Consider the following 20,821-nt stretch of genomic DNA (forward strand, 5'->3'; position numbering starts at 1 on the left):
TGGGCAGAAGAAAAAACCAATGATGCTGGAGAGAAAGAATATATTATTCATGGACCATTGTTCTTTAGTTCTACAACAGGTTTTAGAGGATTATTTAAATTTGATAAAGATCCTCAAGAAGTGATTATAGACTTTAAATACTCACGTGTTGCAGATCAATCAGCGATAGATACTATTCAATGGGTCGCAGATGAATATACAAAACTAGGTAAAAACTTGCATTTACGTCATTTAAATAAAGAATGTAAAACTTTATTAGGTAAGGCAGGTGATCTTGTTGAGTTAAATATATTAGAGGATAAAGACTACCATATTGCTACTGATAGGTTAGCTTAGAAGATAAGATAATCAAACATCTTTAATAACTTTATTGTTACCTATTTGTTACCTAGTAAGTATTTCAGGGTTTTATTTTTATGGTTATCTGGTGTGCTGAAGGCATTGAAAATAAAGAGAAAAACTTGTGGTAGCTATGACTGGACTTGAACCAGTGACCCCAGCATTATGAATGCTGTGCTCTAACCAACTGAGCTACATAGCCACAAAAGATGATTGATATTATATGTAATTTAGTTAAATTGTCAATATTAATTCATATCGATGTTAAAAAAAATATTACTGATGTTTTATTACTTGCTAAATATATTAGTTTTGTAGTACGATATAAACCAAGTATACACAGGGTTTACCCTATATAACTATTAATAAAATAAGAAATGTCTGAAGGTAGAAACAAATTAAACGATTTTTCATTGTTACAATCATTGTTAGGTGGGTCATCTAAGATAGAAGAGAAGGCTTCTAGAATGAAGCAAGCTAGAGATAAGAATATCTCTAAGAGTAAAAATACTCCTAAAGCTCCTGCTAAGAAAGTAGAAGATAGAGATACCTCTTTTATACGTATTCCACAATATGGTCATAGGATAAACAACAAGACAGTAAATGAGCTACAGAATCCTCAACTAGAAGATGCTCAAGAAATTGTAGTTACTGTTGATGTTGAAAAAGAAAGACAAAAAGAAGAAGCTAAGCTATTTAAGTGGCTATGTCATCGTTTTCCAAAATGTTTTGATCCGATCAATAAAAAGCCACTAAAAATTGGTATAAGCGAAGAAATTGAAATAATTTATCAAAATGAGCATTTCGCTCCTGTAGATAAAATGGTTCTTAGAAATGTATTGCGCCGATATGTTGGTGATACACGCTATCATAGAGCTGTTTTTGAGCTTAAACAGCGATTTAATCTACAAGGTCAACCGGTTGAGGATTATGCTCCTGAGCATGTTGAGTACTCTAAAAAACGTCTTGATGAGATTGCTGAGAAAGCTGAGTTTAGAGCAAAAGGTTTGACTATGAAAGATTATTACGAATACAAAAAGCAGCAGCAAGAAGAAAAAGTAGATACAGAAGAGTAAATTCTTAAATCATTTTAAATCACCGTAAATTATTGCCTCTTTTGTCTTTTAAGTTTATTCTTTTACGTATGAATTACTAATTTATATTATGTTGTGAATTCAAAAATAAATAAAATTTTCTCTAAAAATTTTTTAATAGTTTCGGTTTTATCGGTATTTTTTGTGCTACTAACCAGTTGTGCAACTGATGATGGCTATCAAGGTCAACCGCTTCCTGTCATAAAACATGGTTATTCAAAGAAAAAACAGATAGCTTATAATATATACGGCTTTAAGTTCGAAAATACGCCTAGAGGTATTTACAATATTCTTGACAAAAAGCCTACTCAGTTTTTGGTTAACGTATATATTGGCGATAATTATGGCTGTAAGTTTATTTATACTATGAATAAAGATGGCAAAAAAGAAGAGATTAGCAAAACTAGTTCTTTTGAGTCATACTTGTCAGGTAGTAATGAGTTACTGAAACTTGAATGTAAGGGTGAAGATTCTAATATTGATTATAAAATTGTTGTCTATGCTAATAATACTGAGTACGACAAAATAGGGAATCTGTCTTATTTGGTTGCTTCTGGAGGACTCTAGCTCTACTTTCTCCAAAAATCTGGCATGAATAATACTAAAATAGTAAATATCTCAAGACGTCCTGCAATCATTGCAAAATCACATATCCATAGAGCCTCTTTGGGAAGGTTCTTGAAATTAGAGCCTATTTCTCCTAAACCTGGACCGACATTTGATAGCGTAGTTGCGATAGTGGAGAATGCTGTAGTGACGTCTAGACCGCAACCTAATAAAGCTAACCAGCCACCAGCAAAAATTATAATATAGACGGAAATAAATCCTGATACTCTATTTAGAGCTTGCTCAGAGATATGGATGTCACCAAGCTTAACAGTAAATACTCCTTGAGGGTGAATTACTCTTTTAGCTTCTAGAATAGCTTTTTCCTTAAAAAGAATTGCACGAATCATCTTCAAGCCACCGGCGGTTGAGCCACCACAACCACCAATTATTCCAATAAACATTAGCATTATTGGTAAGAAGCTAGGCCATAAGTAGTAGTTCGTATCAGAAACAAAACCAGCACTAGAGGATATTGATATCACTTGAAAAATACTATTTGTAACTATGCTAAAAACATTAGACAGGTCATCAGTGTGAGCAATCATTGTTATACATACTATAAAAGACGCAAAAAATATAAAATAAAAATATGCTTTAAATTCAACATTTTTGAAATAGTGACTTATCTTGAATTTTGATAAAGCTATATAGTGTGCTTTGAAACTAGTAGCACCTAAGAAAAGAAAAATACCACAAACTAGAATCATTCCAAAAGGTTTATCAGCCATACTTGAGTCAGATGGAGCAAATCCTCCTGTAGATACAGTTGAGAATGTGTAGCATATAGCATTAAAGGGATCTACGCCAACTAATAAATAAGAAATAAAGCATAGGAATGTTAGCAATAGATATACTAGCCATAGAGCTTTGGCAGTACTTGAAATTTTTGGAGCGATTTTGTCATCTTTCCATTGTCCAGATATTTCAGCTTTATATAGCTGCATACCACCTACACCTAAAAGTGGTAAGATGGCAACTGACAAAACGATAATTCCCATACCGCCAAAAAATTCAGTTTGTTGACGATAAAATAGTATACTGTGTGGTAGTTTGTCTAGTCCTTCAATTACGGTACCACCCGTAGTTGTAAAGCCAGAGACTGATTCAAATACAGCATCAGTGAATGAGAGGTTTAAGCCAGGAAATGACATATAAGGAATAGCACCAAATACAGTCACAAACATCCAAACTAAAGTTACTATCAAAAACCCATCTCTATTCGAAAGTTTTTTTTGGGTGTTCCTGGAGATAAACCATAAAAAGAAGCCACATGAAAAGGTCACAGCAAAGCTTAAAATATAAGGATAGGCATTTTTTTCGGCATATATGTAGTCAACTAATAATGGACTAAGCATAGTGATGCTTAAAAACATTAAGAATATACCAATTATCTTTGGTTTTTGACTCAACATAATCTGCTAATACTTAAAAGCTTAATGTTTTGTATATGACTTTGATGTTTAGTTTAGTATAATTATACACAAGCTACAAGATAATTTATATTTAGTATTTTAGGAGAGGTCGTCGTATGATGAAGCTTATATTGCGTTTGGCTCACTTGTTCGATAACAAAAAAGATAGAGCCTATGTGAGTGAAATAGACCAGTTTTTACAGGAATTCGATAAAGCTAACCCACAGAAGTCGGAATCACAAAAAAAAGAAATATTAAAGCACAGAAATATCTACAAAAGAGAAGCTAAGCCTAAGACAGATTTTCTTGATGGTTAGTTCTTTTATAGAAGCAACTTAAGGCACTCTTAGTTAGTTCTACTTTTACAGTCAGCTTTTATTAGTATCCCAAATATAATACACTTATGGTACATTTGCGTACCTTTTTGATTATTAGTAAGTTATGAAAAAGAATTATTTTATTATCGCTACTATATCGGTTTTTATAGTTGCATTTTTTTTGCTTCTAAATTATCTGCAACCAATGAGAGCAGATGATTTTGGTAGAGCGAATACGGATACCCTGGTAAAGGGGTTAATAATTATGGTTCACTCTATTCAGGCTGATTATTTTACTTGGACAGGTAGAGTTTCTGCTCAGGCTTTAATCTACTTCCTGATGAGTAAAACATATATAACTTTGTCACTATTTATAGTCAATGTGGTTAATTCGATAGCATTTTATATATTCATGTTGCTGACCTTCAAAATAGTCACTTATGATCGAGGTAGAATATTATCTAAAGATTTTGTTATATATAGTTTTTTCTTTGTTTTTGTCTTTTATCAAACAGGGTTTATGGCAAATATCCTATGGAAAACAGGAGCTATTCAGTACTTTTGGGGATTAACATTACTTACTGTTTTATACTATTTCTCTATAGTCAAAAATAAAAATAGCATGTTGCTTGGCTTATTTATTGGCTCGATTATTGGTTTATATAATGAGATATTTGTATGTGTCAGTATTTTACTTTGTCTAGCATACTTTTTTGAAAGAGTGCTAACAAAGAAAGTTATAAACGATACGCTTGTTGCTTTTTTTGTGGCGTGTGGAGTCGGAGGGATTGTATTAATAACAGCACCTGGAAACTATGCAAGGTTAGATCATTTATCATCAGGAGTTCAGTCATCACTATTGCAAAATGTTACTCGCTTGATAAGTGAGCTAATATTTACGCCACAGTATACGCTTATACTGTTGATTATGATTGTGATCTTTTTAATATTAGCTTTCACTAATAAAAATTTCAAAAAACTATCAATAGTTGTATATTCTGCAGCACTTGTATTATCACTGTTTGTATTAGTGCCAGTGGCAAAGTCATACGATCTAAATCAAAGAGTATTACTTATTTATTATGCGATATTTTTTATGGCTGCTTATATGCAAATTTATAGTCATAGTAGTTTATTTGTTATTAAACTATATGTAGCTCTCAAAAAGCTAAGTCCGATATTTGTGTTACTGTTGGTAGCACAATTATATTTAATATTTAGTATGAGCTTGTTTTTTTATAACTTCGAGCAAAAGCGTGATGTTTTAGTAGAACAATATCAACATTCGGGAGTTGCTGATCCAACATTACCGTGTATAGTTGATTATATATCACCAACTGTTTTTATTGATGATATTACACCTAATAAAGATCTTTATGATAATCAAGCTTATGCTGATTTTTATGGTTTTAAAAGTGTCGCTTGCAAGACTGTTGGTTAACTAAAAGTAGGATATGAAATAATGTTAAATAAAAGTTTTTTTATAAAAATATTGCTGCTGATTGTTTTTGTTATAACTTTTTTTATTGGTGTTGCAATTTATAGTTATGTGTTTGCTAGAGTGCAAAATTCAACAATATTTTTTAAAATTTTAGATGTTATAAGAGTGCATAGTTTGACTCAGGTAGTATCTTTTGTATGGATTACTTCATTGCCGGTGTTGCTAGCTGCTTACTACTATTTTTTCTTTAGAGTGATTTTTAAGAAGTATATAAAATAAAACTATCAATCTTTAGTTTCATCAATTACATCAGTATCTTTAGGGATGTCAAAATCAAATTTAGTATTATCTATGTCAATATCGGTTTTCACATCTGAGAAAGAGATTTTGGTAAATTGATTTAAAGATGTAGATATAGCTAGGTATTCAAGATTTTCATTATTAGAGAATTTAATTTGTATACTATCAATCATTTGATCATTCTTGGGTTTTAGTAGGTATGTGTTCTTGTCGAGCTCTTTAACAGTAAACAGTTTATTTATATTGTTAGTATTTTTAGAAAGCAAAATAAGATAAGGGAATTGAGCTATATTATTAGATACTTTCTTTATGATAACCTGTTCTAAGTCGCCATCATATATCCAAAGCTTTGATCCATTTGAGATGATTTCTTGATTATTGGGAGAAGTGGTTATCCACCTGAAAAATTTAGGCTTTTTTAAACTCATGTGGCCTTTTGAGCTAATATTATCGCTAGCTCTTCCACCATTAATGAGTTTTTGATCAAAGCTTGCAGTCATTGAGTGAATGTTTTTGATTTTATTTATAAGATCATCACTAGCATTAGCAAAACTATAGTTGATGCCAAATATAAGAGTTAGGAGTAAAGTTATTTTTTTCATTTAAGAGTCTCTTTTAATTAGAACTTCGCGCATACCATTTTGATTCATTTCTGAAACAATACCGTTTTCTTCCATTTCTTCCATCAGCCTTGCAGAACGGTTATAACCTATCTTTAATTTACGTTGGACAGCCGATATAGATGCCTTTTGTGTTTTGATAACAATTTCTACAGCCTCATTATATAGTGGATCTTCGCTGTCTCCGCTACCATTGCTAGAGCCACTACTACCATTATCAGCATCCTCAGAGGCTTCTAGAATATCTTGTACATAGTCAGGCTCGCCATACTCCTTCCATGATTCTACTACTCTATGTACTTCATTATCATCGACAAAGGCACCATGAATACGCATAGGAGCCCCAAAGCCCGGCTTTAAATAGAGCATATCACCTTGTCCAAGAAGTTGCTCGGCACCTTGCTGGTCAAGGATTGTTCTAGAGTCTATCCTTGAAGATACTTGGAATGACATTCTTGTTGGAATATTTGCTTTGATTAGTCCTGTCACAACATCAACTGAAGGTCTTTGAGTTGCTAAAATGATATGGATACCTGCAGCACGAGCTTTCTGTGCGAGTCTTGCAATTAGCTCCTCAACTTTCTTACCGACAACCATAATCATATCGGCAAATTCATCTGCAACAACTACAATGTATGGCATTTTTGTAAGAGTTGGAGCCTCGTGAGCTCTTTCTGGATTCATTTTGATGAACATTGTATCTTTGAGAGGTCTGCCAGCTTTTTCTGCCTGTTCAATTTTATCATTAAGTAATGCGATATTTCTAACTCCAGCAGCAGACATTAGCGCATAGCGACGCTCCATCTCTTTAACACACCAACGCAAAGAGTTAGCAGCTTCTGTCATATCTGTAACAACTGGTGTTAGTAGGTGAGGTATGCCATCATAGATAGAAAGCTCAAGCATCTTGGGATCAATCATAATAAATTTAAGCTCATCAGGGCTACATTTGTATAGCATACTGAGAATCATCGCATTAACACCAACAGATTTACCAGATCCTGTTGTACCAGCTACTAGTAAATGAGGCATTTTAGCAAGTTCAGCAAAAGTTGGCTTACCGGATATATCGACACCTATTCCCATTAAGGTAGGTGCTTTTGACTTCATGAATTCAGGTGAGGCAAGTACTTCTTTGATGCGTACCATTTGTCTAGTTGGATTTGGTAATTCTAAACCTACATAAGGCTTACCTGGTATAACCTCTACAACTCTAACAGCTGTAGTTGATAAGGCTCTAGCTAAGTCTTGAGCAATATTGGTAAGTTTGCTAACTTTTGTACCTCTTGCTAAATCTATCTCGTATCTGGTAATTACAGGACCAGGATAAGCGGCGACTACCTTAGCATTTATGTTAAAGTCATTTAATGTTTGCTCTAGTAAAGATGATGTTTCATTAAGCTGTGTCTGTGAAATAACAGTTTGCTTTGGCTCGGGTTCTGTAAGTAGATCCAGTGATGGTAAACTAGACTTTTTTAGAGGCTTAGTAACAGTTTGAGTGCGTGTAATTTCTCTTAGATCTTCTTTAGTCATTCTATTTGAGGGGGAAGACTCCTCAGCTTTGACGTCATCAAAATCGATATCAAGGTCCAAGATAGGTTCTTGTTCTATTGAAGTTGTTTTATTCAAATCTTTTTTAGGATCTTTGAATGAAAGCTCGTTATCAATATCTGTATTTTCTAGAACTTCACGGAAATTATCATTCTTTTTTGGAGAATTATCCTTTTTTATATCAACAGATAATTCATTTGAATTATTTTTTTCAAGGTTTTTTGTTGAGTTTGTTTTTCCTTCGAATGCGTCAAAATCATTTATGTCAGGTATATCTTTATCATCTTTAGGTTTAGCTTTTGATAAGTAGTTCAAGGCTCTGCCCAAAAACATAGCTATGTTTTTGAATATATAAATCCATGTTGTGCCTGAATATAGTATTAAGCCAACAAATAGTGATATTAGTAATGTAAATGTCCCACCTACGGAACCTAAATATTTTATAACAAATTTTGCTGTTTCATATCCTAAGATTCCTCCTGAACGTTGAGGTACCCAGTAGTTAAAAAAATTAAGATAAAGCTCAGATAATCCACAACAAGAGAGTATAAATGTAATGATTCCAACTGTTTTGATCGTGAACATCAAGTAGCTGAGGCTTTCTTGTTTTCTTTTTAGCAGAAGAATCCTAACAAAATCGATAAGCAGAAAAGGTAGAATGAAGCCAATAATTCCAAAAATTGCGAGTATAAAACTAGATATGTAAGCTCCGACAGGACCTGCATAGTTCTTGATTGTAGTTTCAGAAGAAATACTGCTCCAGCCTGGATCATTTATATTAAAGCTAAATAGTGCTATGAATAGATATACTATTATCGCGGTTAATATAACTATGAGAGTTATCTTAAGCCTACCTACCGCATGATTTGTTTTGTTTATATTGTTGTCAGCCATGATTTTGTAAAATGTTTAAAAATTAATGATAAAAACCAATTCATAATTCTAACAAAAAAAACTCTAAAAATGTTAGACTATACTACTAATTTATCAAGCATAAGTATTAAAGGGACAAGATTTGGCTAGATTTCATATCGTATTGGGTTTTATAGTTTGCTTTTTTGCGTGGGTATTTTTTTTAATATTTCCACATCTTGACATACAAATAGCAGGCTATTTTTATGATTCATCTATGCACCAATTTACGGGTGGTTATGATGGTTTTTTGGGTTTTCTTCACTGGTTTGCGAGATTTTTTCCAATATTTTTTTCTATAGCTGTTATTTTATTTTTGTTGGGATCCCTTTTCATAGATAAGCTTAAGATTAAGGCTAGAAAGGCTATATTCTTTGTGGCTGTTTGCTTATGGATTGGACCAGGTTTGGTTGTCAATTATGTATTCAAGGATCACTGGGGTAGACCTAGACCAGTTATGGTTCAGGAATTCAGTGGTGATAAGGTCTTTCAACCCCCGTTTGTGATATCATCACAGTGTGATAAGAACTGCTCTTTTGTGTGTGGTGATGCTTCGATGGGCTTTTGGATATTTGCATTTATGCCACTGGTTGCTACACGTAGAAAAAAAGCCATAGTATTTACTGCTGCAATATTAGCCGGAGGTGGTCTAGGGTTGATGAGGATAGCACAAGGAGGCCATTTCTTTAGTGATGTGGTGTTCTGTGGAGTATTCGTTTATATATGTACATGGATTGTTTATGCAATTATGTACCGGAAAAATAACGTTGATTTATAGGTTATAAACATACATAATTGAAGATTGAAGATATTGGTTGGAGCAGTATTATGGATTTAGGTTTTATTTTTATGGCAGAGGTTTGGAATATCTAGAGAAGCATTGTTTTATCTCTAACTTTCTAACTATTTAATCGCTCTAAAAAAATCTTAAATTTCCTAGATACCGACCTAATTGTAAAGAGTAGCTTATTAATTTGCCTCTTTGATTTTTTAATATTGCCTATGGGAGAGAAAAATAATAGATGTCACAAAAGCTTAAACGTGGATTACATACTCGTCATATGTCAATGATAGCCTTAGGCGGCTGTATAGGGACAGGTTTATTTGTAGCACTTGGTGGGGCCATAGCCGATGCAGGGCCTGGTGGTACTGTTTTAGCGTATGTCATAATTGCAATAATGGTATATTTTTTAATGGCTAGTCTTGGTGAGATGGCAGCTCATAGTCCTGTTAGTGGAACATTTTGTGAGTATGCAACTCGCTATGTTGATCCTGCTTTGGGTTTCAGTACAGGTTGGAGTTATTGGTTTAATTGGGCGATAACCGTGGCAACTGAAGTAATTGCAGCTGCGATAATTATGCAGTACTGGTTTCCAGGAAGCTCTATATTATTATGGAGTGCATTTTTCTTTGTACTCGTATTCGCTTTGAATATATTTTCAGTGAAAGTGTACGGTGAGGTTGAGTATTGGTTATCATTTATCAAAGTTTCAACAGTTATTATATTTATTATAGTTGGTTTCTTATCGATTCTCGGTATGGTTGGAAATCATGGCAGTATAGGTTTTGAAAATTGGCGTATAGGCGATGCACCATTTCATAATGGCTGGTGGGGATTTATCTCTGTATTTATGATTGCCGGATTTTCATTTCAAGGGAGTGAACTTATAGGTGTGACAGCTGGTGAAGCTAAAGATCCTGATACGTCTATTCCTAAAGCTATTAAACAAACTTTTTGGCGTTTGTTTATATTTTATATATTAGCAGTAGTGATAATTAGTTTCTTGATTCCATATAATAATCCTTCTTTGATACAGTCTAGTGCTGGAGATGATGTCTCGGTTAGTCCATTTACAATGGTTTTTGAGAGCGTTGGCTTAAGCTCAGCAGCTACTATTATGAATGTGATTATTCTTACTGCGATAATATCAGCATGTAATGCTAGTATGTATAGTGCGACTAGGGTATTATGGCATTTGGGTAAGATTAAGCAAGCCCCTCAGTTTTTTGCAACTACTAATTCAAAAGGCACGCCAATAATTGCTCTTTTAATTACAGCTTTAATTGGTAGTTCGTTCTTTTTTGTATCATTTGTCGGAAGTGGGAAAATATTTACATGGTTAGTTAATGTATCAAGCTTAGCTGGTTTTATAGCTTGGTTCACAATTGCCTTGAGCCACTATCGCTTTAGAAGAGCATATATTAAACAAGGTAAGAGCTTGAATGATTTACCATTTGTTGCGAAGTTCTTCCCTTGGGCTCCGATTATTGCATTAATTTTGGTTTCTATCGTAATAGTTGGTCAAGGAGCAACTATGCTGACTATGGAGGGTAGAAGTTGGTCTAGTGTTATAATTGAGTTTCTATCAACTTATGTAGGTTTCTTTGCATTTGTGATACTATATTTTGCATATAAAATAATCAAAAAAACAAAACTAATAAAACTTGAGGATTGTGATCTTTCAAGGGAGTCGTAGTTGTAGCATTATGAACACTTTTTTTATTCAAGGCAGGGCTGGCCGAGTTGAAGCAGTCTATGATAAAGACAAAGGTGCTAATCAAGAAATTGTAGCAGTTATATGTCACCCTCATCCGTTATATCAAGGCAGTATGCACAATAAGGTTGTGACAACTCTTTCTAGAGCTATGAAGACATTAAATATTGAGTCATATAGATTTAATTATAGAGGTGTTGGAGATAGTCAAGGAGAGTATGGAGATGGGGTTGGTGAGCTGGAAGATCTTCTTTCTGTCTGTAAATGGATTAAGGAAAATACTTCTTTCAAAAAAATCATATTGTGCGGTTTTTCATTTGGTGGAGCTATAGCTTATATGGGTTTGAATAAACTTGATAATGTTGTGGGTCTAGTAACCATAGCGCCAGCTGTTGACAGGTTTGATTTGACTAAGTTTGGTGAGCCTAATAACATTCCTTGGCTTGTTGTACAGGGAGTAGATGATGATACCGTAAATCCTAATTCTGTGTTTGATTTTACTCTTAAAACAGTTAAATCAGATTTAACATTAGTTAAAATGAATGAGGTTGGACATTTTTTTCATGGTAAGCTTATACAGTTGAAAGATGAGGTAGAAAAATTTTTAATACCAACCGTAGATGAACTATAAAACAAAAAAGGACCAAAGCAAATGAATAGAAATGTAGCACTAGAAGCAGTAAGAGTCACTGAGCTAGCAGCTTTAGCATCATGGAGTCAGATGGGTAGAGGCGATAAAATTGCTGCAGACCAAGCAGCTGTTGATGCGATGAGAAAGGCATTAAATGAAGTAGCTATTGACGGAACTGTTGTTATTGGAGAAGGTGAATTAGACGAAGCTCCTATGCTATATATTGGAGAAAAGGTTGGAGCAGGTGGCTGTGAGGTTGATATAGCTTTAGATCCACTAGAAGGTACAACTATAACATCTAAAGGTGGCCCAAATGCGCTTACAGTTTTAGCTGTAGCAGATAAAGGAGGTTTTTTAAATGCTCCTGATGTATACATGCAAAAAATTGCTGTTGGTGGTATTGATGCACCTAAAGGTATAGTAGATTTGGATGACTCAGTTACTGAGAACCTAAGAAGGGTTGCTGAGTTTAAGGGTGTGCATATGTCTGCGCTAGTTGTTTGTACTATGGATAGGCCTCGTCATGAACATATTATCAAAGAAGCACGTGAGTGTGGTGCTAGAGTTGTGCTTATTGATGATGGTGATGTATCAGGAGTTATTTCTACAGCTACGGAAGGATCAGGTATTGATGTGTTTATTGGTACTGGTGGAGCTCCTGAAGGAGTTCTTTCAGCTGCAGCTCTTAAATGTCTTGGTGGTCAAATGCAAGCTAGGCTTGAATTTCATAGTGATGAAGAAGTTCAGAGAGCGCATAGGTTAGGCGTTACAGATCTTGATAAAAAGTACGATATTGATGATTTAGCATCAGGAGATATAGTTTTTGCTGCTACAGGTGTTACAGATGGTAATATGCTTAGAGGCGTGAAGAGAGTTAATAGTACTCGTAGAGGATCTTATGCAGTTACTCATAGTGTGGTTATGCGTTCAACAACTAAGACTGTAAGACATATCACAGCAGAGCATAGCTTTGATTTTAAGGATGGTGTTGAGAAGTTTATGTCTTAAACTTACTTCAAACTCCTATTATTCTATTTTATATTTATCCAATATATAAATCTCTATATTGTTAAGCTTGCATAGTAAACTTTAAAATGACTTTTGAAAATGTTAAGTTTATAGGATGTATTTTTTAAATAGTCACTAGATAATGAGTCAAAATAGTATACTCTGGGTTACATTCATAATATATATTCTAATTATATTTAGTATAGGAATATATTCATATTTTCAAACAAAAAAAGTTTCGGATTATATGTTGGGCGGGCGGTCTTTGAGTGCTCCAATAGCAGCGTTAGGTGCTGGCGCATCTGATATGGGATCTTGGTTGTTATTAGCTTTGCCGGGAGCATTTATGGCTTCGGGATTTAACCAGATATGGTTGCCATTAGGTTTAACATTAGGGGCCTTCGTTAACTGGGGAGTTATCGCTAGGAGATTGCGTATTTACACGGAAATTGCCAAAGATTCGATAACAATTCCTGCATATTTTGAAAATAGGTTTCATGATAATAAAGGAGTAATAAGATCGTTAACAGCCATAGTAGTAGTTATCTTTTTTACGATATACACAGGCGCTGGATTTGTATCAGGTGGTATTTTGTTTAGCTCAATGTTTGGTATTTCTTATCATGAAGCACTGTTACTAACGGCAACAATTATATTTATTTATACATGTGTTGGTGGTTTTTTAGCTATATCTTGGATTGATTTTTTCCAAGGAACTTTAATGCTTCTGGCATTATTGGTTGTACCAGCTGTAGTCTATTTCAATTTAGGCAGTGTGGATATTATAGATAATTTATCAAATATAAAAATTCAAGGTTTTTATGATGTTACTTCAGGAGTGCCTTTGATTACTATAATATCGTTACTTGCGTGGGGATTGGGATATTTTGGTCAGCCACATATAATTGTGCGTTTTATGGCAATAAAAGATCCAAATAAGACTTCACAAGCAATGTGGATTTGTATGATATGGATGATTTTAGCATTGATAGGAGCAGCTTGTGTAGGTATTCTTGGAGCTGCCTATTATAGTGATGGCTTGACTAATCCGGAATCTGTATTCTTAAAACTGTCGGCAGTATTTTTTAACCCTTGGGTGGAAGGAATCTTGCTTGCTGCAGTTTTATCAGCGGTGATGAGTACGTCATCAGCACAATTGTTATCATTATCAAGTGCTTTCTCTGTTGATGTGTATGCCAAGTTTCTTAGGAAGAATGCTTCCCATAAAGAACTTCTTAATATTAGCCGCTTGGTAGTGTTATTGGTGACAGTTTTTGCGATTATACTATCGTATAATCCAGAGACAAGTATTTTAAAGTTAGTAGGTTTTGCATGGGCCGGACTTGGTAGCTCATTTGGTTCTGTGGTCATTTTTTCACTATTTTGGTCTAGGATGAATAAAAAAGGCGCCATTGCAGGGATTCTGGTAGGATCGCTGACTGTTTTGATTTGGCCACTGTTTAGTGATTTAGGAGGATGGTTTAAAGTTTATGCTATGGTTCCAGGATTTACTTTAAGTAGTATATGTATAGTATTGGTTAGCTTACTAACATCTAAGCCTGAAGAGTCTGTGCAGTTAGAATATCAAAAATATAAACAATCATTATAATTACTTATTGTGAGAGTTACTTTTTTCAAGTAAAATTCTCATCATTTGAATTCTATAATTTTTTATGAAAAAACTGTTATCATCTATAACAGCCTTGCTAGTTTTTTATGGTCTTTCTCAAGCTGGTGAAGATCTTGCAAGTATAGCTTTGTTGTCACTATTGTGTTGTTTTGTTATTTATCTTTTTGTAACATCTAAATCTCGCAGGTTGAATTTTGTAACTATAGTATACGTATGCTTGAGCTTTGTTTTTGTTACATTTGTGACAAAAGCTATATTGAATGTTGATTATGGTTCTCATCCTTTCATATCCATCTTGATATTGTGTATTTTATTGCCTACCTTTTTTTTACTTGGGTATAGAATTATTTTGAGTATCCATTGCTTTATTGATAGTCTTTTTGGTAGAAGTACGAGTTATGAGGGAATTGAGCAAGAGTTAGGATGCTCCGTAGTTATAACTACTCGTAATGAACCTTTTGAAGTTTGTAAGTTAACTTTTGATTCGGCGTATCAGCTTGATTATCCTGCTGATAAATTTGAGATAATAATTGTTGATAACAGTGACTTAGATCATCCAGACTTCTTAAAATGGCAAGACTATGTTAGTAAACATAATATGAAAGGTGACGTTAGCTGTAAATTTATCCATAGAAAAGGCACAGAGGGATTTAAGCCACGCAATCTTGATATTGCCATGGAGTATATTTGCTATGACTATGTTTTATTTTTAGATGCTGACTCAACGTTACCTAAAAGTACATTAAAAGTCGGGTTACCAGAGTTTAAAAAAGACGTTAAGCTTGGTTTTGTTAGCTTTTTGATAGAAAGTACTAACTATAGCACTAATTTAGTTACAAAAGTGGCCAGTATTTTCCAAAATACAATTCGCTATTTTAACGAGTTCGTAGGTAAATATGGATATTGTAACTATCAAGGGCATAATGGTATTTGGAGTAAGCAAGCTCTGATGGCGACATCTAAATGGGAAGAGTACTATAGATCTCAAGTAATGGTAACAGAAGATATTGCTGCTGGATTCAGATGTTATGAAGCAGGGTTCAATAGTAAGCCGATATTTCTTAAAACAGGTGAGTGGGTTCCTACATCTCTCAAAGAATTTGAGAAAATGTGGTTAAGGTGGTCTTTTGGTGGTATGCAAGTTATGCATAAGTATATGTCAAAGATAATAAGCTCCTCAAATCTGAATTTTAGAGTTAAGCTTGATATGTTGTATTTACTTTTTAAGGTTGTAGCTTCAGGTTTTCCAATATTTGCATTATTATTAGTGCTTTTTCCAAGAAGTAATGTAGCTTTTGTATCAATAGTAAATGTTACCCTTATCCCATTAGTTATATTGAGTGTATGGTATTATTTATATGGAGATATTAAAGGTAATTTTATAAGTAAAATTTCTCAGATTTATATAGCGATGTTTATGTTATCATCATTTGTATTTTGGTGTGGTATAAAAGCTGAGATTAACTACTATTTGAATAAACCCCAAGGCTGGAAACCAACAAGTAAGGTTTTTGATAAGGTTGAAGGCTGGACTCAGGTTATCTATGATAATTTTGGTAAATTAAGCTTTTCTATTTTAGGTCTTTCAATAGCAATATATTCTATTTCTAAGCTTTATAGCCAAGTAGATTTTTATCTATACTTGTTATGTATGTTGCCAAGTATATTGCTTTTTTTAAATACTATACTGTGTGTGTTAGTATTAGGTAGGGCGAAATACTAGAGTAATATTGATGATGGAGTATGATAATCTTATTTTTTTGATTGTGGCCTTTGGTTTTGTCCTTCTTAATGCTTTTTTTGTTATAGCTGAATTTTCATTAGTTAAGATAAGAAGTTCGCAAGTTGAGGTTTTAAGTAAGAGAAATGGATTACAGGGTAGAATACTTTACAAGGTTCATAGCAATATAGATATCTATCTTTCTGCTTGTCAATTTGGTATAACACTAGCTTCATTAGGTTTGGGATGGGTTGGAGAACCTGCCTTTTCTGAACTATTAGAGCCAGTTTTTGTATTTTTTGGAGTTACAGGGAATCTTTCAAGAATTATTGCTTTTGCAATTGGGTTTGCGATTATATCATTTTTGCATATAGTGATCGGCGAGCTTATGCCTAAGTCAATGGCTATCAGGCAAACTGAAAGGCTATCCTTGCTTACTTGTATACCTCTATATGTTTTTTATTGGTTAATGTTTCCATTTATTTGGATATTAAATATTACAGCAAACAAGCTTTTGAAGTTATTTAATTTAGACACTGTGGCAGAGGCTGAGTATGGGTATACTACAGATGAGGTCAAAATTATTTTAAAAAGTAGCCACCTAAAAAAACCTCTTACAGAAGAGCATAGAGATATTTTATTAAGAATGGTTGAGTTTTCACATCTACAGGCAATCGATGCTATGAGGCCTATAGAAGAGATGGTAGTTATTGATTATGATTCATCAGTTAGACAAAAGCTCGAAGTAGTCAAAGACAATCTTTATACCAGATACCCTGTTTATCAAGGAGATAAAGGTAATATTATTGGGGTAATTCATACAAAGGATATTCTATGTGCCTTAGATAATGATTTACGACAAGAGAGTTTAAGGCCGATATTAAAAGTGTCTCATCATGATCAATTAATTGGTGTTTTGCGAAAATTCCAGCAAGGTAAGCCTCACTTTGCATTAGTCTATAAAAAAAATAAACCTATAGGGTTTATTACGTTAGATAACTTATTAACAATAATGATTGGTAGAATCTCTGATGAATTCCATCTTGTTAAAGAGCCATGGGTAACATTAGCGAATAACAAATTCTTGATAAAAGCTCAGGCACCTGTGTACGCAATAGAAAAATTAGCAGATGTTGATCTTTCTGAATATCCAGTAGATACTGTTATTGATTTGCTAATTGCTTTATTTGGGCATCAGCCAACTATAGATGATGTATGGGAGCAGGAGAGTTTTTATATTAGACCGTATAGGTTTGAGGGTAATTCTCTAGAAGAGGTTATTCTAGAGCTTAAGTAGGATGCCTAAAATTCAAAGTATGAAAAAGTGACTTAAAAAAATAGCTGTGTTAGTATATGGCAGAAATTTTATTAAGAAAAAATGATTAAATGGTTAACTTTAGGTTCTATAAAACTAACAAACAAAAAGGAATATCTTTGGTTGAGAGTATAATCTCATCAGGGTTGATTTTGTTTGTTTTGTCATCATCATTTTTGATAATAAATTCCTCGATAACCACTTCAGTAATAGCAGAAAAGAAAACACAACTAATACAGGAGTTAGATAAAAAAATAGCTATTTATGTTTTAACTGGTAAATTTAATACTAAGGCAGTCAGTAGTGATTATTTTTTTCAGAAAAGAGTTAGTAATCCTAAAATGATTAAATTTATCGCTAAAAATAAGAATTTTGATATTTGTGTTTCTAAGGAAGTTATGAAATATGTGTCAAATTCATAGGAATCGGCTGATTTCAGGCTTTACACTAGTTGAGCTCATGGTTGGTATCACTATTTCTATCATAGTGATTACGATGGCAGTCAATATATATGTGTCTACAAAAAGGAGTTATCAAAAAGCAAAGCTTAATATTGAGCAAAATATAAAAGTTATTTCAGCGCAGAAAGTGCTTTCTGATGCTATTGTAAATGCAGGTTTATCATGTAAATATGGATCAGATCATCAACTTTATGTCAATAGAACTGGAGAAGACTCTCGTAGATTTAAGTTTTTTTACGATAATTACTCAGTTAGATTAGGAAAGTTATCGACCATAGAAAATTTATTAAAAAACTCTTCTAAGCAAAAATTTTTGTTCCATTCTGGTACAGATTACTTGATGGTTAAAACAGAAAACTCATCTGCAGAACTTACGCAAAAACCATTAAATTTAAGTTTGTATTTAGACAAAACTCAGCAATGGCAGAATGGTGATTATCTAGCACTTTGTAATAATGACTATATAGATATTGTTAAAATATCTAGCACTAATAATGAAACAAAACAAATAAGACTTGCCTCAGCGCCAGCTAATGAATTTAACAAGGGTGATTATATAGGTAAGATAAATATTCAAATTTTTTTTACAGCTGCTACAGTCGATCCTAAGAAACCAAGTGAATATAAGTATTCTTTGTATATGTTAGTTAAAAATGGTCAAGCTCATGCAACAGTATATCCCATCGTGGAAGGGGTTTCTGATCTTAAGTTAACTTATGTTGTTTCAGATAACAAGAATCTTTCTTGGAAAGAAATATATCAAGATACAAGCTTGAATGAAATAGGAGCTAAAGCACTAAAAATATCATTTAAATTGGATAATCAGTATTATGATAAAGTAGTTTTATTATGAAATATTTTCGTTTAGTGAGTTTGATAAGAGAATCAGGATCTTCATTATTATCGGCAATGATATTTGCTTTTGTGGTGTTAGTTACAGTATCAAGCCTTGCATATATTGTTAGGTACAATTTATTGAGCATAAAAAGTCTCCAGTCACAAGAAATAATATCAACGGTGGAGCAGCAATATATTCAAGAAATATCTCGCAAAGGAGCTATAGCTACGGGACGTTCTGAATTCGGCGATTATCTCATAGAAAATGTGTTACAGCGTAATAGACAAGCTATTTTCTCTAATAGTAATACTATGGTAAATTTATATGATTCGGAGCCGACTGCAATAAGCATGGATATACAGCATAAGCTTTTTTATAAAGATAAGCTAATGTTAACTAAGAAAATAATCTATAAAGAGTTACCAAAACATTCGATGACTGACTATCACTCATCTTTGATACCAATTAATGTTCCGTATGTTGATGTTGCAAGAATGAGTAGTTCACAGAAGTTTTATAGACTTAATACAAATCAGGAGATTAGTGACTCAGAGCGAGGCTATATAGGATACATCAAAAAAGAGTATGAATGGCTGTTGGTATCGATTAATAATAATATCCAAATTATAAATCTGAAAAATTTAGATTTGTCTGAAAATTATAATGTTAAAGTTGGTTGGCAACTTCGTAAAGGTAATTGGCACGTATTATTAGCCATATATGATAGTCAGCATTTGTATATATTCAAAACTAGGCTAAGCGATCTGACAAATAATTTTTCTAAGGCAATTCTAGATTTGTCAACGCCATGTAAAATAATTAATACACCCAAGGATATAGCAGCATTAAGTTGGTACTATCAATTAGATGAAACGCAACCTAGTTTGGTAGTTTTATCTACACGTAGAGATAGTTCAGGTAGTATGAGTATTATTGTGCAAGATGTTGAATATGACGAGTCTAATAGTAGATATACAGTTTTGATAAAAGATATAATAAATACGAATAAGGAAACTAATAATAGTAATATTTATGTACAGGCATTAGATCCAAGTAGAACTCTTTCAAAAAGCTTACTGTATCTATTCATTGGAAATAAATTAATAGTTTATGGTTTGGATAACTCTTTCAAGGCTAGTAAAAAAGAGGTTGATTTAGGTAAAGTTGTTGAGAACCCTCCTATAATTGTTAGGAAAAATCAATATAGTAATTATATTTTGGCTTATAATGGGGATCACTATTATCAGTATTTATATACTAATAATACTAAGCTCATTAGAGTTGTAAAAGTAATAAGATATCCTAAAGAAAAAATCCAAAATATAATAGTTAAATACAGTCTAAAGTTTATAGTTACTAGGATGAAAGTTTATATAGAGGACTTTAATAATGAGCGTATTGAGACAGTTGAGATATAGGTGAATAACTTGATAAAGCTAAAATATATTGTATTAGTATCTATTTTTTTTCTGGTCTCTAATTTGGTATATGCTAGTAGTTGTCAGCTTATTGATAATCAGAGTGGCTATAAGGGATTTTTAGAGTTTAGTTGTGATGCGGAAATATCGCTTGATGATAATAAAATTGTTTTTTATCTAATAGGAAAGGGTGTTGATGTTGATTCAATAGATCTTGCAAATGCAGATGTTAAATACTCTGTTGATGATATTGCTGAAAATGTTAAAAGAGTTGGTTTAAATATCTCAAAAAAAACTTTGTTTATCGACTTTGATTATTTTGCATATAAGGATAAACCAGTAAAACTAAAAATAACTGTGAAAAAGAATAGTAACTTGAATTATGAGGTTCTTTGGGGCGGAATTGTAAAAAACTCATACAAAATTCAAAAAAGTAGTGGTAATAATCTTCAGTTTTATAGAACTACATCAAAAGATATCTTTGCAATTAAAGATGGCTTCAAATGTACATTAAATGACGATTGTGATGGTAGGATAAAGCTTCTAAATCAAAATAATTTAGAAAATCATAAATCGTTACAAAAAGTTTTGGGTTATCTAAATTTTGGCATTATTTACCAAAAATTAGATTAATATTAAATTTAGTAAAGGATAGATGAGTGTTTTTATGATATTATATTAGTTATCTATATAGAAATGCTGATGTGATT

General features: G+C 32.9%; 20 protein-coding genes and 1 tRNA gene. 17 read left to right on the forward strand and 4 right to left on the reverse strand.

What is annotated here, in order from left to right; genetic code table 11:
- The first annotated feature begins 57 nt into the window (after nucleotides 1-57).
- Nucleotides 58-336 carry a sodium-independent anion transporter gene (locus F7308_RS10455; RefSeq protein ID WP_332244778.1) on the forward strand — a complete coding sequence of 93 codons (279 nt, stop codon included), beginning with the start codon at nucleotides 58-60 and terminating at the stop codon, nucleotides 334-336.
- Between the two features lie 128 nt (nucleotides 337-464).
- Here F7308_RS10455 and F7308_RS01535 read toward each other — a convergent pair.
- A tRNA-Met gene (locus tag F7308_RS01535) sits at nucleotides 465-541 on the reverse strand.
- Between the two features lie 175 nt (nucleotides 542-716).
- On the opposite strand from F7308_RS01535, the gene F7308_RS01540 reads away from it, so the two are divergent.
- Nucleotides 717-1,415, forward strand: a complete 699-nt coding sequence (locus F7308_RS01540; protein WP_041263581.1) for a ProQ/FINO family protein — start codon at nucleotides 717-719, stop codon at nucleotides 1,413-1,415.
- Nucleotides 1,416-1,508: 93 nt separating this feature from the next.
- On the forward strand, nucleotides 1,509-2,000 hold the full coding sequence (locus tag F7308_RS01545) for an FTL_1709 family lipoprotein (protein WP_013922094.1): 492 nt from the start codon (nucleotides 1,509-1,511) through the stop codon (nucleotides 1,998-2,000).
- 2 nt (nucleotides 2,001-2,002) lie between these two features.
- Here the strand turns inward: F7308_RS01545 and F7308_RS01550 are convergent, their stop codons facing one another.
- On the reverse strand, nucleotides 2,003-3,457 hold the full coding sequence (locus F7308_RS01550) for a potassium transporter TrkG (RefSeq protein ID WP_149377251.1): 1,455 nt from the start codon (nucleotides 3,455-3,457) through the stop codon (nucleotides 2,003-2,005).
- A gap of 113 nt (nucleotides 3,458-3,570) precedes the next feature.
- Between F7308_RS01550 and F7308_RS01555 the strand changes: the two genes are divergently transcribed.
- From F7308_RS01555 to F7308_RS01565, 3 genes are all read left to right on the forward strand, one after another.
- On the forward strand, nucleotides 3,571-3,771 hold the full coding sequence (locus F7308_RS01555) for a CBU_0585 family protein (protein ID WP_004286565.1): 201 nt from the start codon (nucleotides 3,571-3,573) through the stop codon (nucleotides 3,769-3,771).
- Between the two features lie 124 nt (nucleotides 3,772-3,895).
- Nucleotides 3,896-5,212, forward strand: coding sequence for a DUF6056 family protein (locus F7308_RS01560; RefSeq protein ID WP_013922096.1), 1,317 nt, complete (start codon nucleotides 3,896-3,898; stop codon nucleotides 5,210-5,212).
- Between the two features lie 21 nt (nucleotides 5,213-5,233).
- Nucleotides 5,234-5,491, forward strand: a complete 258-nt coding sequence (locus F7308_RS01565) for a hypothetical protein (RefSeq protein ID WP_013922097.1) — start codon at nucleotides 5,234-5,236, stop codon at nucleotides 5,489-5,491.
- 5 nt (nucleotides 5,492-5,496) lie between these two features.
- Here the strand turns inward: F7308_RS01565 and lolA are convergent, their stop codons facing one another.
- Entirely contained in the window at nucleotides 5,497-6,114 is a 618-nt protein-coding gene (lolA, locus tag F7308_RS01570) for an outer membrane lipoprotein chaperone LolA (protein ID WP_013922098.1), read from the reverse strand.
- Complete coding sequence (locus F7308_RS01575; protein ID WP_013922099.1) at nucleotides 6,115-8,577, reverse strand: DNA translocase FtsK; 2,463 nt, start codon at nucleotides 8,575-8,577, stop codon at nucleotides 6,115-6,117.
- Nucleotides 8,578-8,698: 121 nt separating this feature from the next.
- Here F7308_RS01575 and lpxF point away from each other — a divergent pair, with 121 nt between their 5' ends.
- The 11 genes from lpxF (at nucleotide 8,699) to F7308_RS01630 (ending at nucleotide 20,744) form a co-directional block, all read left to right on the forward strand.
- A complete protein-coding gene (lpxF, locus tag F7308_RS01580) occupies nucleotides 8,699-9,373 on the forward strand; it encodes a lipid A 4'-phosphatase LpxF (protein ID WP_041263582.1) in 675 nt (224 codons plus the stop codon).
- Nucleotides 9,374-9,617: 244 nt separating this feature from the next.
- A complete protein-coding gene (locus F7308_RS01585) occupies nucleotides 9,618-11,072 on the forward strand; it encodes an amino acid permease (RefSeq protein WP_013922101.1) in 1,455 nt (484 codons plus the stop codon).
- A gap of 10 nt (nucleotides 11,073-11,082) precedes the next feature.
- Nucleotides 11,083-11,721 carry an alpha/beta hydrolase gene (locus tag F7308_RS01590; RefSeq protein WP_013922102.1) on the forward strand — a complete coding sequence of 213 codons (639 nt, stop codon included), beginning with the start codon at nucleotides 11,083-11,085 and terminating at the stop codon, nucleotides 11,719-11,721.
- Between the two features lie 21 nt (nucleotides 11,722-11,742).
- Entirely contained in the window at nucleotides 11,743-12,729 is a 987-nt protein-coding gene (gene glpX / locus F7308_RS01595; protein ID WP_013922103.1) for a class II fructose-bisphosphatase, read from the forward strand.
- A gap of 142 nt (nucleotides 12,730-12,871) precedes the next feature.
- Nucleotides 12,872-14,338: a sodium/proline symporter PutP gene (putP, locus tag F7308_RS01600; RefSeq protein WP_041263583.1), complete on the forward strand. Its 1,467-nt coding sequence runs from the start codon at nucleotides 12,872-12,874 to the stop codon at nucleotides 14,336-14,338.
- Between the two features lie 64 nt (nucleotides 14,339-14,402).
- The gene (locus tag F7308_RS01605) at nucleotides 14,403-16,082 is read left to right on the forward strand and encodes a glycosyltransferase (protein ID WP_013922105.1); all 1,680 of its coding nucleotides are present in this window, start codon (nucleotides 14,403-14,405) and stop codon (nucleotides 16,080-16,082) included.
- A gap of 10 nt (nucleotides 16,083-16,092) precedes the next feature.
- Nucleotides 16,093-17,376 carry a hemolysin family protein gene (locus F7308_RS01610; protein WP_013922106.1) on the forward strand — a complete coding sequence of 428 codons (1,284 nt, stop codon included), beginning with the start codon at nucleotides 16,093-16,095 and terminating at the stop codon, nucleotides 17,374-17,376.
- An 89-nt stretch (nucleotides 17,377-17,465) separates the two neighbouring features.
- The gene (locus F7308_RS01615) at nucleotides 17,466-17,816 is read left to right on the forward strand and encodes a type II secretion system protein (protein ID WP_013922107.1); all 351 of its coding nucleotides are present in this window, start codon (nucleotides 17,466-17,468) and stop codon (nucleotides 17,814-17,816) included.
- The gene (locus tag F7308_RS01620; RefSeq protein ID WP_041263584.1) at nucleotides 17,800-18,708 is read left to right on the forward strand and encodes a PilW family protein; all 909 of its coding nucleotides are present in this window, start codon (nucleotides 17,800-17,802) and stop codon (nucleotides 18,706-18,708) included. The genes F7308_RS01615 and F7308_RS01620 overlap by 17 nt, the downstream gene beginning before the upstream one ends.
- Nucleotides 18,705-20,111 (forward strand): hypothetical protein, encoded by a 1,407-nt coding sequence (locus tag F7308_RS01625; RefSeq protein ID WP_041263585.1) that lies wholly within the window; start codon nucleotides 18,705-18,707, stop codon nucleotides 20,109-20,111. Before F7308_RS01620 ends, F7308_RS01625 begins: the two co-directional genes overlap by 4 nt.
- On the forward strand, nucleotides 20,112-20,744 hold the full coding sequence (locus tag F7308_RS01630; protein ID WP_408610308.1) for a hypothetical protein: 633 nt from the start codon (nucleotides 20,112-20,114) through the stop codon (nucleotides 20,742-20,744).
- Nucleotides 20,745-20,821 lie beyond the last annotated feature (77 nt).

The organism is Francisella salina, from assembly GCF_000219045.1.
In the GTDB taxonomy this organism is placed as follows: Bacteria; Pseudomonadota; Gammaproteobacteria; order Francisellales; family Francisellaceae; genus Francisella; species Francisella salimarina.

Bases quoted from the DNA above. Each gene is read 5' to 3' on its own strand.
- F7308_RS01540 (WP_041263581.1), top strand. From the start codon at position 717: ATGTCTGAAGGTAGAAACAAATTAAACGATTTTTCATTGTTACAATCA.
- F7308_RS01560 (WP_013922096.1), top strand. From the start codon at position 3,896: ATGAAAAAGAATTATTTTATTATCGCTACTATATCGGTTTTTATAGTT.
- F7308_RS01590 (WP_013922102.1), top strand. From the start codon at position 11,083: ATGAACACTTTTTTTATTCAAGGCAGGGCTGGCCGAGTTGAAGCAGTC.
- F7308_RS01620 (WP_041263584.1), top strand. From the start codon at position 17,800: ATGTGTCAAATTCATAGGAATCGGCTGATTTCAGGCTTTACACTAGTT.
- F7308_RS01625 (WP_041263585.1), top strand. From the start codon at position 18,705: ATGAAATATTTTCGTTTAGTGAGTTTGATAAGAGAATCAGGATCTTCA.
- F7308_RS01555 (WP_004286565.1), top strand. From the start codon at position 3,571: ATGATGAAGCTTATATTGCGTTTGGCTCACTTGTTCGATAACAAAAAA.
- lolA (WP_013922098.1), bottom strand. From the start codon at position 6,114: ATGAAAAAAATAACTTTACTCCTAACTCTTATATTTGGCATCAACTAT.
- F7308_RS01565 (WP_013922097.1), top strand. From the start codon at position 5,234: ATGTTAAATAAAAGTTTTTTTATAAAAATATTGCTGCTGATTGTTTTT.
- F7308_RS01610 (WP_013922106.1), top strand. From the start codon at position 16,093: ATGATGGAGTATGATAATCTTATTTTTTTGATTGTGGCCTTTGGTTTT.
- F7308_RS01585 (WP_013922101.1), top strand. From the start codon at position 9,618: ATGTCACAAAAGCTTAAACGTGGATTACATACTCGTCATATGTCAATG.
- putP (WP_041263583.1), top strand. From the start codon at position 12,872: ATGAGTCAAAATAGTATACTCTGGGTTACATTCATAATATATATTCTA.
- glpX (WP_013922103.1), top strand. From the start codon at position 11,743: ATGAATAGAAATGTAGCACTAGAAGCAGTAAGAGTCACTGAGCTAGCA.
- F7308_RS01575 (WP_013922099.1), bottom strand. From the start codon at position 8,577: ATGGCTGACAACAATATAAACAAAACAAATCATGCGGTAGGTAGGCTT.
- F7308_RS01605 (WP_013922105.1), top strand. From the start codon at position 14,403: ATGAAAAAACTGTTATCATCTATAACAGCCTTGCTAGTTTTTTATGGT.
- F7308_RS01615 (WP_013922107.1), top strand. From the start codon at position 17,466: ATGGTTAACTTTAGGTTCTATAAAACTAACAAACAAAAAGGAATATCT.